Origin of the sequence: Microbacterium sp. cx-59 (assembly GCF_020805625.1) — a bacterium.
Taxonomy (GTDB): domain Bacteria; phylum Actinomycetota; class Actinomycetes; order Actinomycetales; family Microbacteriaceae; genus Microbacterium.
In genome coordinates this window covers 40,660-64,318 of record NZ_JAJHGO010000003.1, presented here as the reverse complement: position 1 = coordinate 64,318, position 23,659 = coordinate 40,660, and the positions used below count along the sequence as shown (strand labels likewise).

25 protein-coding genes and 1 tRNA gene are annotated in these 23,659 nt (G+C 67.8%); 10 read left to right on the top strand and 16 right to left on the bottom strand.

Annotation, left to right across the window (positions count from 1 at the left end; translation table 11 throughout):
- Positions 1 to 53 precede the first annotated feature (53 nt).
- The gene (locus tag LMI96_RS02750; RefSeq protein ID WP_228360403.1) at positions 54 to 617 is read left to right on the top strand and encodes a hypothetical protein; all 564 of its coding nucleotides are present in this window, start codon (positions 54 to 56) and stop codon (positions 615 to 617) included.
- Positions 618 to 628: 11 nt separating this feature from the next.
- Here the strand turns inward: LMI96_RS02750 and LMI96_RS02745 are convergent, their stop codons facing one another.
- Positions 629 to 1,570 (bottom strand): LysR family transcriptional regulator, encoded by a 942-nt coding sequence (locus tag LMI96_RS02745; RefSeq protein WP_228360402.1) that lies wholly within the window; start codon positions 1,568 to 1,570, stop codon positions 629 to 631.
- Between the two features lie 124 nt (positions 1,571 to 1,694).
- Here LMI96_RS02745 and LMI96_RS02740 point away from each other — a divergent pair, with 124 nt between their 5' ends.
- Together LMI96_RS02740 and LMI96_RS02735 are read left to right on the top strand one after the other, a co-directional pair.
- On the top strand, positions 1,695 to 2,687 hold the full coding sequence (locus LMI96_RS02740; RefSeq protein WP_228360488.1) for a putative oxygenase MesX: 993 nt from the start codon (positions 1,695 to 1,697) through the stop codon (positions 2,685 to 2,687).
- A 23-nt stretch (positions 2,688 to 2,710) separates the two neighbouring features.
- Positions 2,711 to 3,748 carry a methionine synthase gene (locus LMI96_RS02735; protein ID WP_228360401.1) on the top strand — a complete coding sequence of 346 codons (1,038 nt, stop codon included), beginning with the start codon at positions 2,711 to 2,713 and terminating at the stop codon, positions 3,746 to 3,748.
- Positions 3,749 to 3,808: 60 nt separating this feature from the next.
- Here LMI96_RS02735 and LMI96_RS02730 read toward each other — a convergent pair.
- From LMI96_RS02730 to rplU, 10 genes are all read right to left on the bottom strand, one after another.
- Positions 3,809 to 3,881 (bottom strand) — tRNA-Ala (locus tag LMI96_RS02730).
- 136 nt (positions 3,882 to 4,017) lie between these two features.
- Positions 4,018 to 4,395: a ribosome silencing factor gene (rsfS, locus tag LMI96_RS02725; RefSeq protein ID WP_223721056.1), complete on the bottom strand. Its 378-nt coding sequence runs from the start codon at positions 4,393 to 4,395 to the stop codon at positions 4,018 to 4,020.
- Entirely contained in the window at positions 4,392 to 5,564 is a 1,173-nt protein-coding gene (locus tag LMI96_RS02720) for a hypothetical protein (RefSeq protein ID WP_228360400.1), read from the bottom strand. Before LMI96_RS02720 ends, rsfS begins: the two co-directional genes overlap by 4 nt.
- On the bottom strand, positions 5,561 to 6,157 hold the full coding sequence (nadD, locus tag LMI96_RS02715; protein ID WP_223721054.1) for a nicotinate-nucleotide adenylyltransferase: 597 nt from the start codon (positions 6,155 to 6,157) through the stop codon (positions 5,561 to 5,563). Before nadD ends, LMI96_RS02720 begins: the two co-directional genes overlap by 4 nt.
- Before the next feature lie 11 nt (positions 6,158 to 6,168).
- The gene (locus LMI96_RS02710) at positions 6,169 to 6,399 is read right to left on the bottom strand and encodes a hypothetical protein (protein ID WP_223721053.1); all 231 of its coding nucleotides are present in this window, start codon (positions 6,397 to 6,399) and stop codon (positions 6,169 to 6,171) included.
- 63 nt (positions 6,400 to 6,462) lie between these two features.
- The gene (locus LMI96_RS02705; protein WP_228360399.1) at positions 6,463 to 7,749 is read right to left on the bottom strand and encodes a glutamate-5-semialdehyde dehydrogenase; all 1,287 of its coding nucleotides are present in this window, start codon (positions 7,747 to 7,749) and stop codon (positions 6,463 to 6,465) included.
- Between the two features lie 9 nt (positions 7,750 to 7,758).
- Positions 7,759 to 8,586: a glutamate 5-kinase gene (gene proB / locus LMI96_RS02700; RefSeq protein WP_223721051.1), complete on the bottom strand. Its 828-nt coding sequence runs from the start codon at positions 8,584 to 8,586 to the stop codon at positions 7,759 to 7,761.
- The gene (gene obgE / locus LMI96_RS02695) at positions 8,583 to 10,073 is read right to left on the bottom strand and encodes a GTPase ObgE (RefSeq protein WP_223721050.1); all 1,491 of its coding nucleotides are present in this window, start codon (positions 10,071 to 10,073) and stop codon (positions 8,583 to 8,585) included. Before obgE ends, proB begins: the two co-directional genes overlap by 4 nt.
- 73 nt (positions 10,074 to 10,146) lie before the next feature.
- Positions 10,147 to 10,404, bottom strand: a complete 258-nt coding sequence (gene rpmA, locus LMI96_RS02690) for a 50S ribosomal protein L27 (protein ID WP_223721049.1) — start codon at positions 10,402 to 10,404, stop codon at positions 10,147 to 10,149.
- A gap of 18 nt (positions 10,405 to 10,422) precedes the next feature.
- The gene (gene rplU / locus LMI96_RS02685) at positions 10,423 to 10,731 is read right to left on the bottom strand and encodes a 50S ribosomal protein L21 (protein WP_223721048.1); all 309 of its coding nucleotides are present in this window, start codon (positions 10,729 to 10,731) and stop codon (positions 10,423 to 10,425) included.
- 229 nt (positions 10,732 to 10,960) lie between these two features.
- Here rplU and LMI96_RS02680 point away from each other — a divergent pair, with 229 nt between their 5' ends.
- Positions 10,961 to 11,233 carry a DUF4031 domain-containing protein gene (locus LMI96_RS02680; RefSeq protein WP_228360398.1) on the top strand — a complete coding sequence of 91 codons (273 nt, stop codon included), beginning with the start codon at positions 10,961 to 10,963 and terminating at the stop codon, positions 11,231 to 11,233.
- A 7-nt stretch (positions 11,234 to 11,240) separates the two neighbouring features.
- Here the strand turns inward: LMI96_RS02680 and LMI96_RS02675 are convergent, their stop codons facing one another.
- The gene (locus LMI96_RS02675) at positions 11,241 to 13,655 is read right to left on the bottom strand and encodes an Rne/Rng family ribonuclease (protein WP_374197904.1); all 2,415 of its coding nucleotides are present in this window, start codon (positions 13,653 to 13,655) and stop codon (positions 11,241 to 11,243) included.
- Between the two features lie 286 nt (positions 13,656 to 13,941).
- Between LMI96_RS02675 and LMI96_RS02670 the strand changes: the two genes are divergently transcribed.
- The 6 genes from LMI96_RS02670 (at position 13,942) to LMI96_RS02645 (ending at position 17,712) form a co-directional block, all read left to right on the top strand.
- Entirely contained in the window at positions 13,942 to 14,544 is a 603-nt protein-coding gene (locus tag LMI96_RS02670; protein WP_228360396.1) for a vitamin K epoxide reductase family protein, read from the top strand.
- Between the two features lie 120 nt (positions 14,545 to 14,664).
- A complete protein-coding gene (locus LMI96_RS02665) occupies positions 14,665 to 15,069 on the top strand; it encodes a YbaB/EbfC family nucleoid-associated protein (protein ID WP_228360395.1) in 405 nt (134 codons plus the stop codon).
- 4 nt (positions 15,070 to 15,073) lie between these two features.
- Positions 15,074 to 15,370: a WXG100 family type VII secretion target gene (locus LMI96_RS02660; protein ID WP_228360394.1), complete on the top strand. Its 297-nt coding sequence runs from the start codon at positions 15,074 to 15,076 to the stop codon at positions 15,368 to 15,370.
- Positions 15,371 to 15,428: 58 nt separating this feature from the next.
- Complete coding sequence (locus LMI96_RS02655) at positions 15,429 to 15,860, top strand: hypothetical protein (RefSeq protein WP_228360393.1); 432 nt, start codon at positions 15,429 to 15,431, stop codon at positions 15,858 to 15,860.
- Positions 15,857 to 16,177 carry a hypothetical protein gene (locus LMI96_RS02650; protein WP_223721041.1) on the top strand — a complete coding sequence of 107 codons (321 nt, stop codon included), beginning with the start codon at positions 15,857 to 15,859 and terminating at the stop codon, positions 16,175 to 16,177. The genes LMI96_RS02655 and LMI96_RS02650 overlap by 4 nt, the downstream gene beginning before the upstream one ends.
- A complete protein-coding gene (locus LMI96_RS02645) occupies positions 16,174 to 17,712 on the top strand; it encodes a hypothetical protein (protein ID WP_228360392.1) in 1,539 nt (512 codons plus the stop codon). The genes LMI96_RS02650 and LMI96_RS02645 overlap by 4 nt, the downstream gene beginning before the upstream one ends.
- A gap of 102 nt (positions 17,713 to 17,814) precedes the next feature.
- Here the strand turns inward: LMI96_RS02645 and ndk are convergent, their stop codons facing one another.
- Genes ndk through ileS form a run of 4 tightly spaced genes read right to left on the bottom strand, consistent with a single transcriptional unit; the run spans position 17,815 to position 23,416 of the window.
- On the bottom strand, positions 17,815 to 18,231 hold the full coding sequence (gene ndk / locus LMI96_RS02640; RefSeq protein ID WP_223721039.1) for a nucleoside-diphosphate kinase: 417 nt from the start codon (positions 18,229 to 18,231) through the stop codon (positions 17,815 to 17,817).
- 6 nt (positions 18,232 to 18,237) lie between these two features.
- On the bottom strand, positions 18,238 to 18,681 hold the full coding sequence (locus tag LMI96_RS02635; protein ID WP_223721038.1) for a DUF4233 domain-containing protein: 444 nt from the start codon (positions 18,679 to 18,681) through the stop codon (positions 18,238 to 18,240).
- On the bottom strand, positions 18,657 to 20,015 hold the full coding sequence (locus LMI96_RS02630; protein ID WP_223721037.1) for a folylpolyglutamate synthase/dihydrofolate synthase family protein: 1,359 nt from the start codon (positions 20,013 to 20,015) through the stop codon (positions 18,657 to 18,659). Before LMI96_RS02630 ends, LMI96_RS02635 begins: the two co-directional genes overlap by 25 nt.
- Entirely contained in the window at positions 20,012 to 23,416 is a 3,405-nt protein-coding gene (ileS, locus tag LMI96_RS02625) for an isoleucine--tRNA ligase (protein ID WP_223721036.1), read from the bottom strand. The genes LMI96_RS02630 and ileS overlap by 4 nt, the downstream gene beginning before the upstream one ends.
- Positions 23,417 to 23,659: the final 243 nt, after the last annotated feature.

The following is a 23,659-nucleotide window of genomic DNA, read 5'->3' as shown; positions in this document are numbered from 1 at the left end:
TCGCAGAATGAGAGACGACAGCGATCGCGATCGTTCGAACGAGGGGAATCACGATGGATGCTGATGCAGAGTCTTCCCGGCCGGAGTTGCCGTCGGGCACGGCAACGCCTGTCGACAACGCACCGCAGCCACTGATGGCGTTCACCTGGCGTGACGTGTGGCGGGGTGCGTGGGCAGCGTGGGGCGTATTCATGCTCATCGTCGTCGGTCTGCTGGTCGCCGTCACGATCGTGAACCCACCCAGCGGCACGTACGCGTCACTGGAGATGTTGGCGTTCGTGTTCTACATCGTCGGATCGGCGATCGTTTCGGCCATCGTCACCGTGATCATGGCGCCGATCGCGCGGGCGATCGAGCAGCGACTTCGCTATGTGGCGAGTCCCGGCATCCATGTCGCCGCGTTCGCCGCGCTCGGCGCGATCGTCGGCGTGGGATTCGTCGTCGCTGTCCTGGCGTGGAGCGCACAGTCCGGGGTGTTCACCGGACTGGAGAATCCGGTGGCGGCGTTCGTCGCGGTCGCGATCGTGGCGTTCTCTACGTCAGCGGGGTGGGCCTACGGGTACGGGCGGGCTCGTCGTGCGCGAGTGGGTGACGACACGCAGACGCGGGAGGTCTGAGCGGCGCGGAGCTAGCCGAGCAGAACCACTCCGAACCCTGAGACGACGGCGCGCAGTTCGGCGAGATAACGCTCCGCCTGTTCCGTGAGCGGGATGGCGGAGTGGCCGATCCAGCCGATCTCGATCCGTTCATCGATGTCGAGCGGGATGGCGATGATCTCGGGGTCCAGGTCGTCGCTGATGATGCCCGTCGAGATCGTGTAGCCGTCGAGTCCGATCATGAGGTTGAAGATCGTCGCGCGGTCGGAGACCCGGATCTCCTGCGCACTCGAGAGCGTCGAAAGGATCTCCTCGGCGAAGTAGAACGAGTTGTTCGCACCCTGGTCGAAGGTGAGTCGTGGCGAGTCGGCGAGGTCGGCGAGGGTGACGCGCTCCCGCGCGGCGAGCGGGTTTTTCCGGGAGATGAAGATGTGCGGCTCGGCGAGGAACAGCGGGTGGAAGATCAACCCGGAGTCCCGGAGCAGTTTGTCGATAACGTTCCGGTTGAAGTCGTTCCGGTAGAGGATGCCGAGTTCGCTGCGGAGCGTGCGGACGTCTTCGATGATGTCCCAGGTGCGGGTCTCCCGGAGCGAGAACTCGTACTCGGCTGCGCCGCTACTCTTCACCATTCGAACGAACGCGTCGACGACGAACGAGTAGTGCTGTGCCGAGACGCCGAGCAGGCGACGGGACGGCGGCCGACCGAGATAGCGCTGCTCGAGGAGGGCCACCTGTTCGGTGACCTGCCGCGCGTAGCCGAGGAACTCGGCCCCCTCGGTGGTGAGTGTCACGCCCCGCGCCGAGCGCAGGAGAAGGGCGTGGCCCACCCGCGCCTCCAGGTCCTTCATCGCCGCCGACATCGTCGGTTGCGAGACGTAGAGCAGGTCGGCCGCGGCGCTGATGGATCCCTCCGCGGCAACCTCGACGAAGTAATGCAACTGCTGGAGCGTGATTGCTCCTGATCCGCGAGCCATAGATAGAACCTATAGGACTGCATAGCCAGGCCAAGTTACTCGATAGTTCCGGAGGGCCTGCACGATGGAGCGACAGACTTCCGCAAGGCCGAGCCCGGCCGACCAGCCACCGGATTGGCCGCTCATGGCGAACGACTTCGCGTTCCACATCACCACCACCCGCTTCGATGAGGACTACGCTCCGTCCGACAGCTCACGGATCACGACGAACTTCGCCAACCTGGCCCGAGGCGCGCACCGCCGGCAGAATCTCCGCAACGCCCTGACGATGATCGACCGCCGATTCAACGATCTCGCACCCGAAGACAACCCGAACCGGGACCGATACGGAGTCGAGCTCGAGATCGTCTCGGTCGAGGTGGAGTTCGCTGCGGCAGGCGCGGATCAGATCTTCCCGCTGCTCGAGGTTCTCGACGTCCATATCGTCGACCACCGGACAGGCGAACGCCATCACGGGATCGTGGGGAACAACTTCTCGTCCTACGTCCGCGATTACGACTTCAGCATCCGCCTGCCTGCGGCGACCGCGGCCGCAGGAACGTTCACGGTGCCCGATGACTTCGGCGAGCTGCACGGCAAGCTGTTCCAGCACTTCCTCGAGTCGCCCGAGTACCGGGAACGGTTCCCGACGCCGCCGGTGATCTGCATCAGCGTCTCCACCAGCAAGACCTACCGCCGGGGCGACTATCGCCATCCGGTGCTCGGCGTCGAGTACCTGCAGGATGACGACTCCCTGACGGACGCGTACTTCGCGCGGATGGGGCTGCGCGTTCGATACTTCATGCCCCCCGGAGGCGTCGCGCCCCTCGCGTTCTACTTCCGCGGTGATCTCCCGAACGACTTCTCCGACCTTCAGCTCGCCGGCACGATCGGCACCATGGAGACGTTCCAGAAGATCTACCGACCGGAGATCTACAACGCGAACTCTTCCGCCGCGCACCTCTATCGACCGAGTCTGGAGGGGCAGGACTACACGCCGACCGAGATCGCCTACGACCGTGACGAGCGAAATCGGCTCGCCGCGACGCAGGGCAAGTACACCGAGGAACACTTCATCACCCCCCACCGGACAGCGCTGGAGCAGTGGGCCGCCAACTACCCCGCGCCCGTCGTTTGATGAACAGCGGAGAGACATCGATCATGCACACGCTCTTGCCCACCTCCATCGTCGGCAGCCTGCCGAAGCCGTCGTGGCTCGCACAGCCGGAGACACTCTGGTCTCCGTGGAAACTGGATGGTGCGTCGCTCGCCGAGGGCAAGCAGGATGCGTTGCGCAGCGCCGTCCAGGAGCAGCGTCTGCGCGGCATCGACATCATCAGCGACGGTGAGCAGACCCGCCAGCACTTCGTCACGACGTTCATCGAGCACCTCAGCGGCGTCGATTTCGCGCAGCGCGAGACCGTGCGCATCCGCAATCGCTACGACGCGAGCGTGCCGACCGTCGTCGGCGCCGTGAGCCGGGAGAAGCCCGTCTTCGTCGAGGACGCGAAATTCCTCCGCCAACAGACGGACCAGCCCATCAAATGGGCGCTCCCCGGCCCGATGACGATGATCGACACGCTGTACGACCGCCACTATAAGAGTCGCGAGAAGTTGGCGTGGGAGTTCGCGACCATCCTCAATCAGGAGGCGAAAGAGCTCGAGGCTGCGGGGGTCGACATCATCCAGTTCGACGAGCCCTCGTTCAACGTCTTCTTCGACGAGGTTCAGGACTGGGGTGTCGCGACGCTCGAGAGGGCCACGGAAGGACTGCGCTCCCAAACCGCCGTCCACATCTGTTACGGATACGGGATCAAGGCGAACACCGACTGGAAAGCGTCCCTCGGGGCGGAGTGGCGCCAGTACGAGGAGTTCTTCCCGCTTCTGCAACGGTCGACCGTCGACATCGTCTCGTTGGAATGCCAGAACTCCCACGTCCCCATGGACCTCATCGAGCTCATCCGCGGCAAGAAGGTCATGCTCGGCGCTATCGACGTGGCGAGCGAGCGCATCGAGAGTCCCGAGGACGTCGCCGACACCCTTCGGAAAGCACTCGCCTTCGTCGACCCGGACAACCTCATCCCGAGCACGAACTGCGGCATGGCACCGCTCCCCCGCGACGTCTCACTCCAGAAGCTCAGCGCGCTCAGCGCGGGCGCCGAGATCGTCCGTCAGGAGCTTGCGGCAGCACAGTCCTGACCCGCCCACACCGAACGCGAAAAGAACCCCGGTCAGCGACTGACCGGGGTTCTTCGTGGGTGGACCTGAGGGGACTCGAACCCCTGACCCCCTGCATGCCATGCAGGTGCGCTACCAGCTGCGCCACAGGCCCTTAACCTTCGCCCCTGTCGGGGCAACCCCCCTAGCGTACTACATCCGAGACGGCCCCTCGAAACCCGCGTCACCGCTCGCGCGTGTCGTCGCGAAGGCAACGAAACGCGCGAGGAACAGCGCTCGCGAGGGGCGCGTCAGTCGGTGGTCGCGCGCTCGGGGAGCTCGATCGGCACCGTCGGGCAGTCCTTCCACAGGCGCTCAAGCCCGTAGAACACACGCTCCTGCTCGTGGAAGACATGCACGACGAGATCACCGAAGTCGAGCAGGACCCAGCGGGATTCCTGGCGGCCCTCGCGACGCAGACGCTTGACGCCTGCCTCGAGCAGCTGCTCCTCGATCTCATCGGCGATCGCGGCCACATTGCGCTCGTTGCGTCCGGTGACGAGCAGGAAGATGTCAACGAGCGGCAGCGGCTCGGAGACGTCGAGCGCCACCAGATCTTCACCGCTCTTCGAGTCCGCCGCGCGTGCGGCGATCTGCAATGCGTCGATACCTGCGGATGTTGCGGTCATGCGAAAGCTCCCGTCGCCACGGCGAGGATGAGGACGCCCACCAGAGCAAGAGCGAGAGCGCCCGCCGTGATCGCAAGGGTGAGCATGAGCCGGCTGCCTTTTTCGGGAGCCGGCGGACGGATGATCTCGTCCGCACTGCGGACGGTGCTGATCGCGGCGCTGGCCGCGATCGGAGTAGGGGAAGAGGAGGCCGGAAGCTCACCGTCGACGAGGATGGCGTCTGCTTCCTTGCCGTCGGTCGTTCCAGGCGCGTGCCCGTGCGAACCGAGTCCCTCGGGAAGCGCGAAGGTACCCGTGATGAGCACCTCGCCCGTCGCCGCGATCGGCGATGTGAGCGAACCCGTCGAGGGCGTCTGCGACAGGATCAGAGCGTTCGGCGCCATCGACGAGCCGGTCGACGCGCTGTCGCGCGTGAGCAGGTGATCGAACGACGGCGGAAGTTCCACCTCGGGAGCAGCGCCCTCGAGCAACGCCGAGCCGAGCTGCGGTGAAACCGTGGCGGCGGGCTCCGGAGCGAACACTCCGGCGTCCGCGCCCTTGTGCTCCGCATTCTCGCGCGCGTCGTCCTCCTGCAGAGCGGCTTCCGCGGTCAGCAGCGGCGTCTGGTCGGCGGGACGCTCGTCGTCGACCGCATCGAAGAGGCCCGCGATCGTGCGCGTCACCGTCTCCGGCTCGTCGGCCTCCGTCGCCGGCGCTTCCGCGGGGGACTCGGATGCAGCGCCCGCCGGTGCAGCCACAGTGGCCGCGGGGGCATCCGGCGTGATGACCGGAATGGAGGCCGTGCGGATGCGCTCCTGCTCGCGCGCGGCGCGGCGGGTGAGCGGCGAGACGCCGAGATCGACACTCGCGTCGGAGCGCGGCGCGGACGGCACCACGGAGGGCGCAGCCTCGCGGGCGAGAGGGGCCGCCGACGGCGTCTTCTCCGGCGCCGACTCGTTCGCCGGGGCCACGTCGTCCGCGACCGGGGCCTCATCGGCCGTCGCGGACGACTCGGCTGCGGTCGGCTCTTCGGGCGCTACCGGCGCCTCGACGGGCTCGACCGGCACGCGTTCGGCATCGTCGGCCGCTGCCATGTCGGGCGTGACGATGGGTGTCGATCCGGTGTTCCGGATCTCGCGCATCTGCCGCCGGGTCAACGGCGGCGTGCGGGAATCTTCAGGGTTGCTCATGCCTTGCTCCGATAGAGGTGGTGCTTCGCAATGTACTGGACGACCCCATCGGGGACGAGGTACCACACCGGTTGCCCGCTACGCACGCGGTTCCGACAGTCGGTGGACGAGATCGCCAGGGCCGGGATCTCGAGCAAGCTGACCTCGCCGTCCGGCAGGCCTGCTGCGCTCAAGGGATGCCCGGGGCGGGAAACGGCCACGAAGTGGGCGAGGTCCCACAGTTCATCATGGTCCCTCCAGCTGAGAATCTGCGCCACGGCGTCTGCTCCCGTGATGAAGAACAGCTCCGCATCCGGGCGCTGCGTCTTCAAATCACGCAGGGTGTCGATCGTGTAGGTCGGCCCCGAGCGATCCATATCGACGCGGCTCACGCTGAAACTCGGGTTCGATGCCGTCGCGATCACGGTCATCAGGTAGCGGTCTTCACTCGGGGAGACGGTCGATTTCTGCCACGGACGACCCGTGGGCACGAAAATCACCTCGTCCAAATCGAACGAGGTGGCGACTTCACTGGCAGCGACGAGGTGGCCATGATGGATGGGGTCGAAGGTGCCGCCCATCACGCCGATACGCGGAGGTCGATCCGCGGTCATCGCGGAGCCCGTCAGTGGCCCTGTCCGTGGCCGGTGGGCTGCAGATCCGCCGCGTGCTTCTCGGCGTACGCCTTCGCCTTGTGCGCGTGACGGTTCGACACGTTGCGGTACGAGAACGTGACGAGCGCCAGGGAGCTGAAGACGATGAACGCGATCACGCCGAAGCCGACGGTCTCGAGAGCGACGTTGCCGTGGTGCTCGGCCTCTTCTGCGAGGAGGGCGAGGGTCGTGGCAAAGCTCATCGGGATCTCCGTTCGATTCAGCGGGGCGCGTCCGCGTCGTGCCCCAGTCTAGTCACTCAGCGTTCAGCCGCGGACCTGACCGTCGCCGCGCACGATCCACTTCGTGCTCGTCAGTTCGCGAAGACCCATGGGGCCGCGCGCGTGGAGCTTCTGGGTCGAGATGCCGACCTCGGCGCCGAAGCCGAACTCGCCACCATCGGTGAAGCGGGTGGATGCGTTCGCCATCACGACGGCGGAGTCGACCTCCGCGAGGAAACGGTCGATCGCCGCGGCATCATCCGTGATGATCGACTCGGTGTGATGCGTCGAGTAACGCCGGATATGCTCCAACGCCCCGTCGAGATCATCGACGACCCGCATCGCGATATCGAGGCTCTGGTACTCGGTCTCCCAATCCTTCTCCTCCGCGGGCACGATACCGGGCGCTAAGCGGCCCACCGTATCGTCGCCGTGCACAGTGACGCCGGCCTGCTGCAGCGCTTCGACGACGGGACCCACGATGCGCTCGGCGGCGGCGGCGTGGACCAGCACGGTCTCCACGGCGTTGCAGACGCTGGGCCGCTGCGCCTTCGCGTTGACGACGATGTCGCGGCTGCGCTCGATCGGTGCCGTCTCATCCAGATACACGTGGACGACGCCGGCACCGGTTTCGATGACCGGCACGCTCGATTCCGACACGACCGTCTCGATCAGCTGGGCGCTCCCCCGCGGCACGAGAACGTCGACGATCCCGCGCGCCTGCATGAGCTCTTTCGCCCCCTCGCGTCCGAACGCATCGAGCGTCTGGATCGCATCGGGATCGACCCCGGATGCGGCCAACGCCTCCCGCATCGCCGCGACCAGCGCGGCATTCGTCTGCTCGGCGGCAGATCCCCCGCGAAGGACGACGGAGTTGCCCGAGCGGAGCGCCAACGCCGCGATGTCGACCGTGACGTTCGGCCGGGCCTCGTAGATCGATCCGACCACACCGAACGGCACCGCGACCTTCGTCAGGTCGAGCCCGTTCGGAAGCGTCCGCTGCTCCAGCACCCGTCCGACCGGGTCGGGCAGGTCTGCCACGTCGCGGACGGCCGCCGCGAGGGAGGCTACGCGCCCCGCATCCAGGGTCAGACGATCCTGCAGGGCGATGCTCAACCCGGTCTCCCGCCCACGGGCGAGGTCGGCGCCATTGGCCGCCACGACGGAGTCGACCGCACGCTCGATCGCGTCGGCCATCGCGTAGAGCAGATCGCGCTTGCTCGCGTCATCGAGAAGGGCGATCTCGCGGGCCGCATCCTTCGCCCGCAGCATCCGTTCGCGTGCGGTGGCCGGGGCAGCGGAAGCGAGCGGAGTGGCGATGGCCTGCGTCATCGCGCCAGTCTAGCGAGCCACTCCCACGGGGCCGGTCGCGGGCACGGACAACGGTGTCGGATTCGGCTCGAACCACGTACCGACCGGGCCGCCCGCGAGTGCCTCGTGAACCAGGTCGGCGCTCGTGACGAGCACGCCGATTCCGGATGCTGCCGCGAGGCGCGCGGCCGAAACCTTCGTCGCCGCTCCCCCGGTACCGACGCTGTTCACCACGACCGAGCCGAACTGATAGCCCGACAGGTCGTCACCGTAGGAGACCTCGTGGATCGGCCGCGCGCCCGGTTCATCCGGGGGCGCGGTGTAGAGGCAGGCGATGTCGCTCAACAGCACCACACCGTCGGCGCCGATCAGCTGCGCGACGAGCGCCGCGAGCCGGTCGTTGTCGCCGAAGCGAATCTCGTGGGTTGCGACCGTGTCGTTCTCGTTGACGATCGGCAGGATCCGGAGCCCGAGGAGCCGCTCCATCGCGCGGCGCGCATTGGAGCGGTGCGTCGGGTTCTCCAGGTCTCCTGCGGTGAGCAGCACCTGCCCGGCGACGATCCGGAATGGGCGCAGAGACTCCTGATACCGGTAGATCAGGATATTCTGTCCGACTGCCGCGGCGGCCTGCTGGGTCGCCAGGTCGGTCGGCCTGCTGTCGAGCTCGAGGAACGGCATCCCCGTCGCGATCGCGCCCGACGAGACGAGGACGACCTCGGTGCCTCGTCCGTGCGCGGCCGCGAGGGCCTCGACGATCGGCTGGATCTTCGCGGCGTTCTCACCGCTGATCGACGACGACCCGACCTTCACCACGACACGACGCGCGCCGGCGAGTTCGGCGCGCGTGCGGGCCGTCACGCGTCGTCCTTGCGGACACGCTCCGCTTCGAGCTCGGCGCGTGCTTCCGCCTTCGCATTCATCCGCTCGTGATAGCGCTCGCGTCGCTCGGACGTCGTCCGACGATCGTTTTGGAACAGACGCGGGTCGGTTCCTCGCGGCGCCGTCATGAGCTCCGCGGCGGAAGACAGCGACGGCTCCCAGTCGAACACGATGCCATCGCCCTCGCCGATGACGACCGTCGCCCCGGGAACAGCCCCCGCGCGAAAGAGCTCGGTCTCCACACCCAGCCGGTCGAGGCGCTCGGCGAGGAACCCGACCGCTTCTTCGTTCTGGAAGTCGGTCTGCTGCACCCAGCGCACCGGCTTCTCGCCGAGAATCCGGTATAGGTTGCCGTACGTGCCGCCCTCGACGCGCACGCTGAACTCCTTCTCGGAGCCGCGCGGACGGATGACGATGCGCTCGGGTACCGGCGCGTTCGCCGTTTCGATGCGGTGCTGCTCGACGATCTCGCCGAGCGCGAAGTTGAGCTCGCGCAGGCCCGCACGACTCACCGTCGAGATCTCGAAGACGCGGTAACCGCGCGCTTCCAGATCGGGACGCACGAGTTCGGCGAGCTCCTTACCCTCGGGCACGTCGATCTTGTTCAGCGCGATGACCTGAGGCCGGTCGAGCAACGGCACCTGGCCGTCCGGAACCGGGTACGCCGCGAGCTCCGCGAGGATCACGTCGAGGTCGGACAGCGGATCGCGGTCGGGCTCGAGGGTCGCGCAGTCGAGCACGTGCACCAGGGCGGTGCAGCGTTCCACATGGCGAAGGAACTCGAGGCCGAGCCCCTTTCCTTCGCTCGCGCCCTCGACGAGGCCGGGAACGTCGGCGACGGTGAATCGGGTTTCGCCCGCCTGGACGACACCGAGGTTCGGATGCAGCGTGGTGAACGGGTAGTCCGCGATCTTCGGGCGGGCCGCCGAGAGAGCGGCGATGAGGCTCGACTTTCCCGCGGACGGGAATCCGACCAACGCGATGTCGGCGACGGTCTTCAGCTCGAGGAGGACGTCCCCCTCCCACCCGGGCGTGCCGAGCAGCGCGAACCCGGGAGCCTTGCGCTTGACCGACGAGAGCGCGGCGTTGCCGAGCCCCCCGCGGCCACCCGGGGCGACGATGAATCGCATCCCCGGCTCGACCATGTCCACGAGCACCGTGCCGTCGGGATCCTTCACGACCGTGCCGATCGGAACCAGCAGTTCGAGCGACTCGCCGTTGGCACCGGACCGGTGATCGCCCATGCCGAAGCCGCCGTTCGTGGCGTGGCGGTGCGGCGAGTGGTGGTACGACAGCAGCGTCGTGACCTGGGGGTCGGAGACGAGGACGATGTCGCCACCGTTACCGCCGTTCGCCCCGTCGGGGCCGGCGAGCGGCTTGAACTTCTCTCGTTTGACCGACACACAACCGTTGCCGCCGTTGCCGGCGCGCAGGTGCAATGTCACTCGATCGACGAACGTGACCATGTGCTCCTGCTTCCTGAATGACGCGAGGGGCGGGCCGAAGCCCGCCCCTCGCGAACGAATACGTCAGTGCGGGCTAAACCGCAGCTTCGACGATGTTGACGACCTTGCGGCCGCCCTTGGTGCCGAACTGCACAGCACCGGCCGACAGCGCGAAGAGCGTGTCGTCGCCGCCACGGCCGACGTTGTCGCCGGGGTGGAAGTGCGTGCCGCGCTGGCGGACGATGATCTCGCCGGCGCTGACGACCTGACCGCCGAAGCGCTTGACGCCCAGGCGCTGCGCGTTGGAGTCACGACCGTTGCGGGTGGAGCTTGCGCCCTTTTTATGTGCCATCTCTTCGTCTCCTGGGACTTACTTGATGCCGGTGACCTTGACGCGCGTGAGGTCCTGACGGTGACCCTGGCGCTTCTTGTAACCGGTCTTGTTCTTGAACTTCTGGATCACGATCTTGGGGCCGCGCTCTTCGCCGAGAACCTCGGCGGTGACGGTCACCTTCGCGAGCGTGTTCGCGTCGGTGGTGACCGCGTCTCCGTCGACCAGGAGGACGGCGGGAAGCTCGAGCGTCTCGCCGATCTTCGCCCGCTGACGGTCGAGGACGACGATCGTGCCGACCTCGACCTTTTCCTGCCGGCCACCGGCGCGCACAACTGCGTAAACCACTTCACACCTATTTCGTCTGGGAGCGTACGGCTCCGATTGTCTGGAAAGCCTCCGACTCGAGAGCCGGAGAAGTCCTGATGCGAGATCGGGTCGCGCTCCGCGCGGCCGCGGGCCGGTAAAGGCGACGCACCAAAGGAATACTTTACCCGATGAATCCTGAACGGCGCAAAGTCGCCCCCGCCGTGTCGCACACAACCTCGGCAGTTCGGGGCGCCCGTAGGCTTTGGGAGTGGCAATTCTGATCGACGATCCCCGCTGGCCGGCGCACGGTCGGCTCTGGTCGCATCTGGTCAGCGACTCGGATCTCGCCGAACTGCACGCCTTCGCCGCCGCCAACGGCATTCCGCGCCGAGGATTCGACCTCGACCACTACGACGTCCCCGACGAGGCCCACGAGCGGCTCGTGGCCGCCGGTGCGCGCGCCGTCGACGGTCACACGCTCGTGCGGGCGCTCATCGCTTCGGGGCTCCGCGTCACCGCCCGCGAACGTCGCGGACGGTGACGCGGAATCAGTCCTGATCGGGCTCGTGCACGACCGGCGTGCCGGTCAGCGCGGCGGTGCTGACGCGGCGACGCGCGCGGCCCTGGCCGGGAGCCTTCGGCTCCGGCAGGGCGCTCAGCACCGAGTCGAGCAGCAGATCCTTCTCCGTGCGGGGCTTCGCATCGTGGCGGGGCTTGTTGCGCTTCGGGCGCCCACGTCCTTCGGCGGGTTCCGCCACCTCGATGCTCGTCACCACGGTCGTCGTCTCCTCGACGGTGACCTCTTCGGCCCCCGCGTGGATCGTGGATGCGGCGATCTGCGCGAGCGCGGACTTCACGCCCTCGGTGATCACGTGGGTCTGCGCCGGCGGACTGGCCGGCGCCTGGGGCGGCGGCTGCTGGCGACCGCGGCGACCGTTGCCGCCATTACTGCTGTTTCCGCCTCCGTTGCTGTTCCCGCCGCCGTTGCCGTTGCTCGAACGGTGCTTCGTCACGGGGTCGTGGTGCACGATGACGCCGCGGCCGGCGCACACCTCGCACGCTTCGCTGAAGGTCTCCAGGAGGCCCAGCCCCAGCTTCTTGCGGGTCATCTGCACGAGACCGAGCGAGGTGACCTCGGCGACCTGGTGCTTCGTGCGGTCGCGGCTCAGGCATTCGATGAGCCGGCGCAGCACGAGATCGCGATTGGATTCGAGCACCATATCGATGAAGTCGACGACGATGATGCCGCCGATATCGCGCAGCCGCAGCTGTCGAACGATCTCCTCGGCCGCTTCGAGGTTGTTCTTGGTGACCGTTTCCTCGAGGTTTCCCCCGGAGCCGACGAACTTTCCGGTGTTGACGTCGACGACGGTCATCGCCTCGGTGCGATCGATCACGAGTGACCCACCCGAGGGCAGCCACACCTTGCGATCGAGCGCCTTCTCGATCTGCTCGGTGACGCGGAGGTCATCGAACGGGTCGCCATCACTGTCGTACCGCTCGACGCGCTCGAGGAGGTCGGGGGCAACGCCCGCGAGGTATCCCTCGATCGTGCGCTGCGCGTCATCGCCCTGGATCAGCATCCGGGTGAAGTCCTCGTTGAAGACGTCGCGGACGATCTTCACCAGCAGGTCGGGCTCGGAGTGGAGCATCGCGGGCGCCTGCATCGACGAGACCTGAGTGCTGATGTGCTCCCACTGCGCAGTGAGTCGCTGCACGTCGTGCGTGAGCTGCTCTTCGGTGGCACCTTCGGCAGCGGTGCGCACGATGACCCCCGACGACTCGGGCAGAACCTCCTTGAGGATGCGCTTCAAACGCGCACGCTCGGTGTCGGGGAGCTTCCGCGAAATGCCGTTCATGGCGCCGCCCGGGACGTACACGAGGTACCGGCCCGGAAGCGAGATCTGGCTCGTCAGGCGTGCGCCCTTGTGGCCCACCGGGTCCTTCGTGACCTGCACGAGGACCTTGTCGCCGCTCTTGAGGGCGAGCTCGATGCGGCGCGGCTGGTTACCGGTCTCGACCGCATCCCAATCCACCTCGCCCGAGTAGAGCACGGCGTTCCGGCCACGGCCGATGTCGACGAACGCGGCCTCCATGCTGGGCAGCACGTTCTGCACGCGACCGAGGTACACGTTGCCGATCAGCGACGCCTCCTGGTTGCGTGCGACGTAGTGCTCGACGAGGACGTTGTCTTCGAGGACCGCGATCTGGATGCGGCCACCTTTGGAACGAACGACCATGACCCGGTCGACGGCCTCGCGTCGGGCGAGGAACTCCGCCTCGGTGACGACCGGCCGACGCCGGCCGGCGTCACGGCCGTCACGGCGGCGCTGCTTCTTGGCTTCGAGGCGTGTCGACCCCTTGATGCGCTGCGGCTCGGTGATGAGCTCGACAGCGCGCTGGCGGGGGGCGCGGGGCGCCTCGGCCGGTTCGTTCGGTTCGGTGCGCTCTCCGCGCTCCGGTGCGCCCCGGCGACGTCCGCGCCGCCGCGCATTCGCGGAGACCGGCACATCGTCCTCGTCCTCGTCGTCGTCCGGCTCGACGAGAGCCGGGCGCGGGACGAAGGCGGGGGCGTAGAAGTGCAACGCCGTGGAAACGGCCGACACGAACTTCTCGGGCAGAAGACCGAGCGCCACCGCGGTGAGTTCCTGGGGCTCGGCAGCTGCCGCAGGTTCTGCTGCGGGCGCCGGCTCTGCCGCTGGCAGAGGCTCTTCCTCGGCAGGTGCCTCTTCCTCGGCCGGTGCCTCGGACACCACGTCCGTCTCAGTCACCGTCTCCGGCGCCGTCACGGACTCTGCGACGGCCGGCTCATCCGTCGGTGCGTCGACCGGTTCGGGAACGTCCACGACAGATGTCGTGTCAACCGCGGACGACTCAGGCTGCGCACCCGCGTCGGGCGTCAGCGCGCCGCTCTCGGCGTCGTGGTTGTCGTTGTTGTCGAATTCAACTGCGTCATCGGCTATCACCGGCGTACTCCCCACCGGGCGACACCGCGCGTCACCCGGCGAAATCTCGTGCGGCTCCGCACCTGCGGTGCCACGAACTCACTCGGTCTGCAGCCGGCACTCGGCTCGGGCTGCGGGGCGGTCATCGCCCAAAGTCTGCGTGATGCCCTCGCGGCGCGGCCGCGCGGTGCATCACGGACCAGTATCGCATCCCCCGGCCGAATCTGCGCGATCGGGGCCGATCGGTGCGTCTTCCTCGACGATCACGCGGCGGGCGGATAGGCGGGGGTGTCATAATCCGGCCATGCCCGAAGCCCCTGCCCCCGCGCGTCCCACCATCCTCGCGGTCTGGCTCATCCTCGCCGGCGCGGTCGGATGGTGGGCCGCGTTCTCGCTCACCACCGAGCGCTTCCATCTCTTGATGGATCCGACGGCGACCGCCTCCTGCGACTTCAGTGTGCTGGTGCAGTGCACCGCGAATCTCGAGTCCCCGCAGGGCAGCCTCTTTGGTTTTCCCAACCCGATCCTCGGCCTCGGCGGCTGGATCGCGCCGATCGTCGTCGGGGCCGCGATCCTCGCCGGTGCTCGATTCGCACGGTGGTTCTGGGCGCTCTTCTGGGTCGGGATGCTGGGGTCGTTCGTCTTCGTCTGCTGGCTCATCAGCCAGAGCATCTTCGTGCTCAGCACCCTGTGCCCCTGGTGCATGGTCACGTGGGTGGTCACGATTCCCTCGTTCTATGCGGTCACCCTGCACGTCGTCCGGAGCGGAGTCGCCCCCGTCGGGCCGCGCGTGCAGCGGATCGCCGACTCGCTCATGTCCTGGGTGCCGCTGATGGCCATTCTCAGCTTCGCGGTCATCGCGGTCCTCGCCCAGGTGCGGCTCGACGTGCTCGGATCGCTCTTCTGACCGCTCCCGACCTCGGCGCGGAACGCCTTCCCTCGCGGTCGGATCGGATTATCCACAGCCTTTCCCGTCGGCCCGCGCGCCTTCGCTAGGGTGAGGGGCGATGCTTGAGGGGGGCCGTTCATGACGCTCGAAAACGACACGCTGGCTGCCGTCGAATCCGCACGGATGCGGATTATCGCGCAGACGGAACGCGCACGAACTGCAGCGAAAGACGCCGCGGTCATGGCGGACGAGGTGCGTGCGGCGGCGTCGACCGCACGCTCACCCGGCGGTGAGGTGTCGGTGACCGCGCAAGCCGGCGGCGCCGTCACCCGAGTCGACATCACCGAGCGCGGGCGCGAATGGGATGCCCGCACTCTGTCGAGCGTGATCACCGACACGATTCGCAAAGCACAGCGCGAAGCGGCCGAGGCGGCCGTCCGCCGCTTGTCGTCATCGGTCGGCGCGGATTCTCCGCTGGTATCGAGCGTGCGCGCGCAGATCGACGCCCAGTTCGGCGCCGATTCCGTCATCGAGAACCGCTGACGCGATGGACCGCCTGGAAGTGAACCCGGCCAAGATCGCTGAATCCGCCGCGTCGATCGCGTCCGCGGGAAAGGCGATCGACGACGCTCTCGCGCAACTCGACGAAGCGGCTTCGGTTCTGCGATCGCAATGGTCCGGAGATGCGCAGGTCGCGTACGACGCTGCCCACGCGAGGCTGGCAGACCTGTTCGCGACGCGCACCGAGCTCTTGCAGACCGTCAGCACGGCGCTCGACCAACTCGCGACGGGGTACTCGACCGTGGACCTGGAGGGCGCTCGCGCATTGGGCGTCTCCGGATGAGTCGCCCCAGACCCGGCGCCTTGTGCGCGAATCACGGAGATCGAGACGAAGGAAGACGATGACCCGGATGCGTAAAGTTCTCGCCTGGACAGGAGTCCTGGCCGCCGCGGTCGCGCTGGTGGGGTGCACCGCATCCCCCTCGGCGGACGATTCGGCGACCAGCACCATTCCGGAGGCGGTCGAATCGGCGGGTCTCGGCATCACCGATGTCTGGGCGGACACCGGCGTCGACGGCTTCAGCACCGTGCTGTCGGTCGGCGGCACCGTGGACGCGGCCGAGATCGACTCCGCGGATCTGCGCACGCTGATCTCCGTGGTCGTTCAGGAGAACACGGTCGACGCCCGCTGGCTGGAGCTCTCCCTGCGCGATTCCGCGGAGAAGCGGATCGACATCCGGGCGGGGTTGGAGGAGCTCGGCGCGGATGTCGTCGCCGACAAGCGCATCTCTATGGATGACGCCGAGCGCATCGCCGGCGGCGGTGCGTCGTGACCGGCGCCGCGAACCAGCACATCGAGATCGACGGGTCGGTCCTGTCGAAGCAGGTCACGACGCTGAAGGATGCGGCATCCACCTTCCAGGCGACGAGCACGTCGGTAGACGGACGTCTGGCTGAGGATGCGTTCGGGGCGCTCTGCCGGGGGATTCTCGTTCCCTCCGTGACCGCTCTCGCCGGGCGTGCCCGCGAACTCCTGTCGACGGCGCACGAGCTGAGCGATCGGATGTCGAGCGCCACCGGAGCCGCACTGAACGCGTTCGACACCCTCGAGACCGAGGCGGCGGATGGCTTCACGAAGGCAACATCGTGAGTGCCGGCAGCGCTATCGCGGGTGAGATCCGTGGCGGTGGTTGGGCCTCGGCTCTGGCGACCAGCGGCCCCGGAGCCAATTCGTGCGCGGATATCCCCGGCATCGCGGGCATGCTGCTCAAGTACGTCGAGCCGCTGCGCGAATGGTTCGACGATCTCCTGGGCGATTCGGCCCAAGTCGCCGGTTTCGCGGCGACCTGGGAGGACGCGGAAGGAACGCTGCGGGATCTGCACCCCCAGCTGGTCTCCGCGAAGTCGCAGCTCAGCGAACTCGACGGACGAACCGCGCGAGCGCTCCGCGAGCGCTATGAGGATCTGCTCGAGGTCAGTCTCGACACGGTGGAGTGGACGGGCGCCGCGGCGGCTGCGCTCCGGCTCGCCTCCCGCATCGTCGACGCGACCCGGACGTTCATCTGCGATCTGCTGACGAAGGTCTCCCGCCTCGCCGACGACATGTTCTCGTTCACACTCAACCCGATCGAGGCCGCAGACCGGGTCAAGGACTTCGCCTCGGCCGCGTTCGACGTGGTGGAGTCGGCCGGCCGCATGGTGACCGACCTGCTCGAAGCTCTCGCGGCGCTCGCCTCCCTGCTGCAGAAGCTCATTCCGATCCTCGCCGAGGGTCTCAGCCATCTGCGCGAGATCATCGCGCAGATGCTCCCGCTCGTCGGCGGCATCCTCGGCGCAGTCGTCGGCGGACCCCTGGGCGGTGGTCTGGGGTTCATTCTGGGCGGCGCTGCGGAGAACTTCCTGCAGAGCGACGCGGATGTCGAAGAGGTCGACCCGGCGAAGCTCACCGACAAGCAGCGGGACGCGTGGCTCGACTCCCAAGACGTGACCGAGCTGACGTCACTGTCCGACCTCGTCGGAGTGAACGGAACGACCGACTCGATGGGCGGCGCGGACGCGACCGTCATCGACATCAAGAAGGTGATCGGGCCGGACGGCTCCGAGCACTGGGTGGTCTCTCTCCCCTCGACGCAGGACTGGGAAATGCAGGGAGATACCGGAGCCATGAACGACCGCGACTCGAACCTCGCGCTCCTGATGGACAACCCCCTGCTGCGCACGGCCTACGAGCGCGCCGTCCTGCAGGCGATGAGCGACGCCGGGGTTCCGGCGGGCGGAGACGTCGTGCTCACCGGATTCAGCCAGGGCGGGATCATGGCCGCGAACCTCGCCGCCGACGGATCCTTCCCCTACAACACCATCGGCGTCGTGACCAACGGCTCCCCCATCGACACGTTCAACGTTCCGCCCGACATCCCGGTGTACGCGTTCCAACACGCCACAGATGTCGTTCCCATGCTCGATGGCAACGTGGTCGGCGACGTTCCCCCCAACATCCACCGAGTCGTTCTTCCGGACCCCTCGGGGTCGCATGGCCCGGCCGCGCACGACAACGGTCTCTACACGGACTCGGTGCGGGCGTGGGAGCAGCAGTACGCCCAGCAGTACGGCACTCCCCCGCCTTCCATCGATCTGTTCACCGGGGAGGTTGTCGACCACAGCGTCTTCACGGCCTCCGAGAAGTGACGAGCGGCCGCACCCGCACTGGACCACTGCAGAAAGAAAAGCCCGCCCTCGAGTCCGAGGGCGGGCCTTCGCTCTGTCCGTGAGCGTCGTGCAGGTGCGAGGTCAGTCGAACCAGATGCCGAGTTCGCGCGCGGCCGACTCGGGGCTGTCGCTGCCGTGTACGAGGTTCTGCTGCACCTTCAGACCCCAGTCGCGACCGAAATCGCCGCGGATCGTGCCGGGCGCGGCCGACGTCGGGTCGGTCGTGCCGGCGAGGGAGCGGAAGCCCTCGATCACGCGGTTGCCCGCGAGGCGGATGGCGACCGACGGGCCCGACATCATGAACTCCACGAGAGGCTCGTAGAACGGCTTACCCTCGTGCTCTTCGTAGTGCTGTTCGAAACGAGCGCGATCGGGCTCGACGAGGCGGATGTCGACGAGGGCGTAACCCTTGGCTTCGATGCGGGCGAGGATCGCGCCGGTCAATCCGCGTGCGACACCGTCGGGCTTGACGAGAACGAGTGTTTCTTCGGTGGCCATGATCGGTCAGTCTCCGTTCGCGAGGGTGGGGTCAGCGGCGAGTCGGGCGTTGCGTCGATCGAGTGCCGCTCCCTTGATCGTCGCATACGCCCACATGCCGCCGAAAATGAACGCCACGATAAGAATGGCCGGCACGAGGAACGCGGCCAGTGCCAGCACCACCTGCATGATCCAGCCGACGACGATCCCCCAGCGCCAGCGCACGACTCCGCTCGCGGCGACCATCAGCACGGCGAACACCGAACCCGCGACGATCCCCCACCAGGGCTCGATTCCCGCCGGGAGCACCTCTAGCCCGTAGACGGTCAGACCCGCGAGGAAGACGATGACCGATTCGAAGACGAGCACGATCTGGGCGAGGGACTCCTGGGCACCGCGCGCGCGGCGCTGCCGTGGCACGCGGCCCGCCGGGTCGGTGCCGGCGCTCACGCCGTCCACCCGTCCTTCCACGACTCCGCCTCGGCGAGGGCGAGCGCCTCACCCGCGAGGACGACGGATCCTGCGACGATGACCGCGCGGCGATCGGCTGCAGCCGCCCACTCCCGGGCGGCTTCCGCCGCCGCCGGAAGATCGTCGTGCACGGTGACCCTCAAGCCCGCCTCTTCTGCGAGATCCGCGATGGTATCGGCCTCCTCGGCGCGCTCCGATTCGGGCGCGGTCGCGAAGACATGCGCGGCGATCGGCTGCAGCTGAGCCACGATACCGGCCGCATCCTTGTCACCCAGAATGCCGAGCACCACGCCCCACTCGTCGAAATCGAAGGAGCTGCGCAGCGCCTCCACGAGGGCGGCGGCGCCGTGCGGGTTGTGCGCGGCGTCGACGACGACGGTCGGTTGGATGCCGACGAGTTGCAGGCGTCCCGGCGACGTGGCCTGCGCGAATCCGTCGGTCAGCACGTCGGCAACCAGACGCTGCGCTGCGCCGCCGATCAGCGACTCCACCGCGGCGATCGCCAGCACCGCATTCCGGCCCTGGTGCACGCCGTAGAGCGGCAGGTACAGCTCGTCGTACTCGCCGGCGAGACCCCGCACGTCGAGCAGCTGCCCGCCGACCGCCAGGCGGTCGGCGACCAGAGCGAAGTCCTGGCCCTCGAAGGCGATCGTCGCGCCGACCCGCTGGGCCTGAGCGCGGAGCACGGCCTCGGCCTCGGGAGTCTGCGCCGCCGACACGACCGCGGCATCCGGCTTGATGATTCCGGCCTTGACGGTCGCGATCTCCGCGATCGTGTTTCCGAGCCGATCCGCATGGTCGAGACCGATCGGCGCGATCACGGCGACGTCACCGTCCGCCGTGTTCGTCGAGTCCCAGGTACCGCCCATCCCGACCTCGATGACCGCGACATCGACGGGCGCGTCGGAGAAGGCGACGAACGCCAGCACCGTCAGAAGCTCGAAGAACGTCAGGGGGGCGTCGTCCTCCGCGGCCAACTGCGCGTCGACCAGCGCCACGAAGGGGGCGATCTCGTCCCACGCGTCGGCCACCGCCGCATCCGCGATCGGCTCGCCGTCGATCATGATGCGCTCGGTGAACCGGGTGAGGTGCGGGCTCGTGAACAGCCCGGTGCGCAGTCCGTGCGCGCGCAACAGGCTCTCGACGATTCGACTCGTCGACGTCTTGCCGTTGGTTCCCGTCACGTGCACGACGCGATACGTGCGCTGCGGATCATCGAGCAGCTCCAGCACGCGCCGAGTGCGCTCGATCCGCGGCTGAACCCACTGCTCGCCCTGCCGGGCCAGCAGCTGCGTGTAGACCGCATCCGCCCGCTTCTGATCGTTGCCGCTCATTCTGCTTCTCCTCCGATGCGGGTGACTCCCACCGTGAACGCTCCGCCATTCGCGAAGGCGCCTCCGGCGAAGTCGGCGGAGAACTCCGCGGCGGATGCGGCGTCGAAGGTGCTGCCGGCCACCACGGCGCCATTCACGGTCGCACTGCGCGCCAGCGTCTCACCGGCGATGTCGGCCACGTCGAACGCGGACACGACCGCGGACGCGTCGGCCGCGTCCGCGAAGACGAGCGAAAGCGCGATGCGATCGCTGACGTCGAAGCCCGCGGCCTTCCGGGTGTCCTGCACGGCGCGAACCACGTCGCGCGCGAGCCCTTCGGCCTCGAGTTCGGGCGTCGTCCGCGTATCGAGGAGCACGAAGCCCCCCGTCGCGAGCACCGACAACGCTTCGCCCTCCGGGCGGCCGCTGGTCTCGAGGGCGAGCTCGTACTCGGCCGGCTCCAGTTCGATGCCGCCGGCGACGACGCGACCGTCGATCTCCGTCCAGTCACCGCTGCGCGCGGCCTTGATCACCTGCTGCACCTGCTTACCGAGGCGAGGGCCGGCGGCGCGCGCGTTGACGGTGAGGCGATGGGTGATGCCGTACTCGGTCGCCGTCTCGGGGCGGAGAGCCACGAGTTCGACGGCCTTCACGTTCAGCTCCTCGCGGAGGATGTCGTCGAACTGCGCGAGGGCGTCCGCATCCGGCACCACGACCGTCAGCAGCGGCAGCGGCAGGCGCACCCGCTTGCCCTCGCGCTTGCGGAGGGCGTTCGCCACCGACGACACCTCGCGCACCGCATCCATCGCGGAGCGGATGACCGTCGCCTCCGGGAATGCGGATGCATCCGGCCAATCCTCGAGGTGCACGCTCCGCCCGCCGGTGAGTCCCTGCCAGACGCGCTCGGCCACGAGCGGCAGCAGGGGCGCCGCGACGCGGGTGACGGTCTCGAGCACCGTGTAGAGCGTGTCGAAGGCCTCGGTGTTCCGCGGGTCGTCGGACACCCCCTGCCAGAAACGGTCGCGCGAACGGCGGATGTACCAGTTCGTGAGCACCTCCGCGAAACCACGGAGCTTGGCGGCGGCACTCGTCGAATCGAGAGCCTCCAGGTCGGCGGCGACACCGCGCACCAGCTCTCCGGTGAGGGTCAGGATGTAGCGGTCGAGCACATCCGTCGAATCGGTGCGCCACTGCGCCTCGTAGCCCGCGCCCCCAGCGCCCCGGGCGGCATTGGCGTAGGTCGCGAAGAAGTACCACGTGTTCCACAGCGGCAGCATGAACTCCCGCACGCCCGCCCGGATGCCTTCCTCGGTGACGACGAGGTTTCCGCCGCGCAGCACCGAGCTCGACATCAGGAACCAGCGCATGGCGTCGGAGCCGTCGCGGTCGAAGACCTCGCTCACGTCGGGGTAGTTCCGCAGCGACTTCGACATCTTCTGACCGTCGCTGCCGAGAACGATGCCGTGGCACGATACGCCCGTGAACGCGGGGCGGTCGAACAGCGCGCCGGAGAGCACGTGCATGACGTAGAACCATCCGCGCGTCTGGCCGATGTACTCGACGATGAAGTCCGCGGGCGAGTGCGAGTCGAACCACTCGCGGTTCTCGAACGGATAGTGCACCTGCGCATACGGCATGGAGCCGGAATCGAACCAGACATCGAAGACGTCCTCGATGCGTCGCATCGTGGACGCGCCGGTCGGGTCGTCCGGGTTCGGGCGCGTCAGGTCGTCGATGTAGGGCCGGTGCAGATCGACGTTGCCCTCGGGGTCGAGCGGAAGCCGACCGAAATCGCGCTCCAGATCCTCGAGAGAACCGTAGACGTCGACGCGCGGGTACGCGGGGTCGTCGCTCTTCCACACCGGGATCGGCGAACCCCAGTAGCGGTTGCGGCTGATCGACCAGTCGCGGGCGCCCTCGACCCATTTGCCGAACTGACCGTGCTTCACGTTCTCCGGCGCCCAGGTGATCTGCTCGTTGAGATCGATGAGGCGACCCTTGACGTCCGTGACGCGCACGAACCAGCTCGAGACAGCCTTGTAGATGAGAGGGTTCCGGCAGCGCCAGCAATGCGGGTAGGAGTGCTCGTAGCTGGCCTCGCGGAGAAGCCGCCCACCCTGACGGAGCAGGCGGATGATCGGACGATTCGCGTCCATCCAGAGCTCGCCCGCCACGTCGGTCACCTGCGGCAGGAAGCGGCCGCCGTCGTCGAGGCTGACGATGGTCGGGAGCCCGGCCGCGTCCGCGAGTCGCTTGTCGTCCTCACCGTACGCCGGGGCCTGATGGACGATGCCGGTTCCGTCGGTCGTCGTGACGTATTCATCGGCGAGGATGTGCCACGCATCCGCGGTCCCCCAGGCCTCCGCGTCGGCGTAGTAGTCGAAGAGCCGGTCGTAGGCGACGCCCGCGAGTTCGGCTCCGGTGAGCGACTGCTGCACCGCCTCGCGCGCCGCATCCAGCGACTCGTAGCCGAGGTCCTTGACGTAACCGCCGAGCAGGTCCTCCGCGAGAAGGTACCGATGCGCCGCGGACTCCACGACATCGTCGGGAGCGCCCTCGGGGGTGTGATGCAGATCCGCCGCGCCCGCGGGCCCCGCCGGCAGGACGACGTAGCGGATGCCGGGACCGACCGCGAGCGCGAGGTTCGTCGGCAGCGTCCACGGCGTCGTCGTCCACGCGAGTGCGCGCACACCGGTGAGTCCGAGCGCTTCCGCCTTCGCCCCCACGAGCGGGAACGTGACGGTCACGGACGGGTCCTGACGCATCTTGTAGACGTCGTCGTCCATCCGCAGCTCGTGGCTCGACAACGGGGTCTCGTCACGCCAGCAGTACGGGAGCACGCGGTAGCCCTCGTACGCGAGGCCCTTGTCCCAGAGGGTCTTGAACGCCCACAGCACCGATTCCATATAGCCGGTGTCGAGCGTCTTGTAGCCGCGCTCGAAGTCGACCCAGCGTGCCTGCCGGGTGACGTAGTTCTCCCATTCCTGGGTGTACGCGAGTACGGATTCACGCGCCTTGCTGTTGAAGGTCGCGACCCCCATCCGCTCGATCTCGTCCTTCTCGGTGATGCCGAGCTGCTTCATCGCCTCGAGTTCGGCCGGGAGACCGTGGGTGTCCCAGCCGAAGACGCGGTCGACCTTCTTGCCGCGCATGGTCTGGAAACGGGGGAAGAGGTCCTTCGCGTATCCGGTCAGCAGGTGCCCGTAGTGCGGCAGGCCGTTCGCGAACGGCGGGCCGTCGTAGAACACCCACTCGGGCGCGCCCTCGCGCTGCGCGATCGACGCGCGGAACGTGTCGTCATCGCGCCAGAACTCGAGGACGTTCTGTTCGATCTCCGGAAAGCGCGGGCTCGGCGTCACGGGCGCCGCCGGTTCGGTGGGCGCGGCGGCGGGACCGAAGGCGGAAGTGCGGGGGTATGTCATCGTCATCTCGCAGGGGGTCGAATGCGGCCTGCGGGGACGACCTCGAAGAGACCGCGGTACCACCCTGCATTGCCGGGATGCGCTCCTCGCGGAGAACAACCGACCACTCTCACTGCGGCGATGACGGGCCTGCCCCGCTCGGTTCTACTGGGCGCGAACGCTGTTCTTCCGAGTGCTCCCCGGTGATGGCCGGATCAACGCGTGTGCCCCGATCTTACCCGCTCAGGGGCCTGCCCGGGAGAT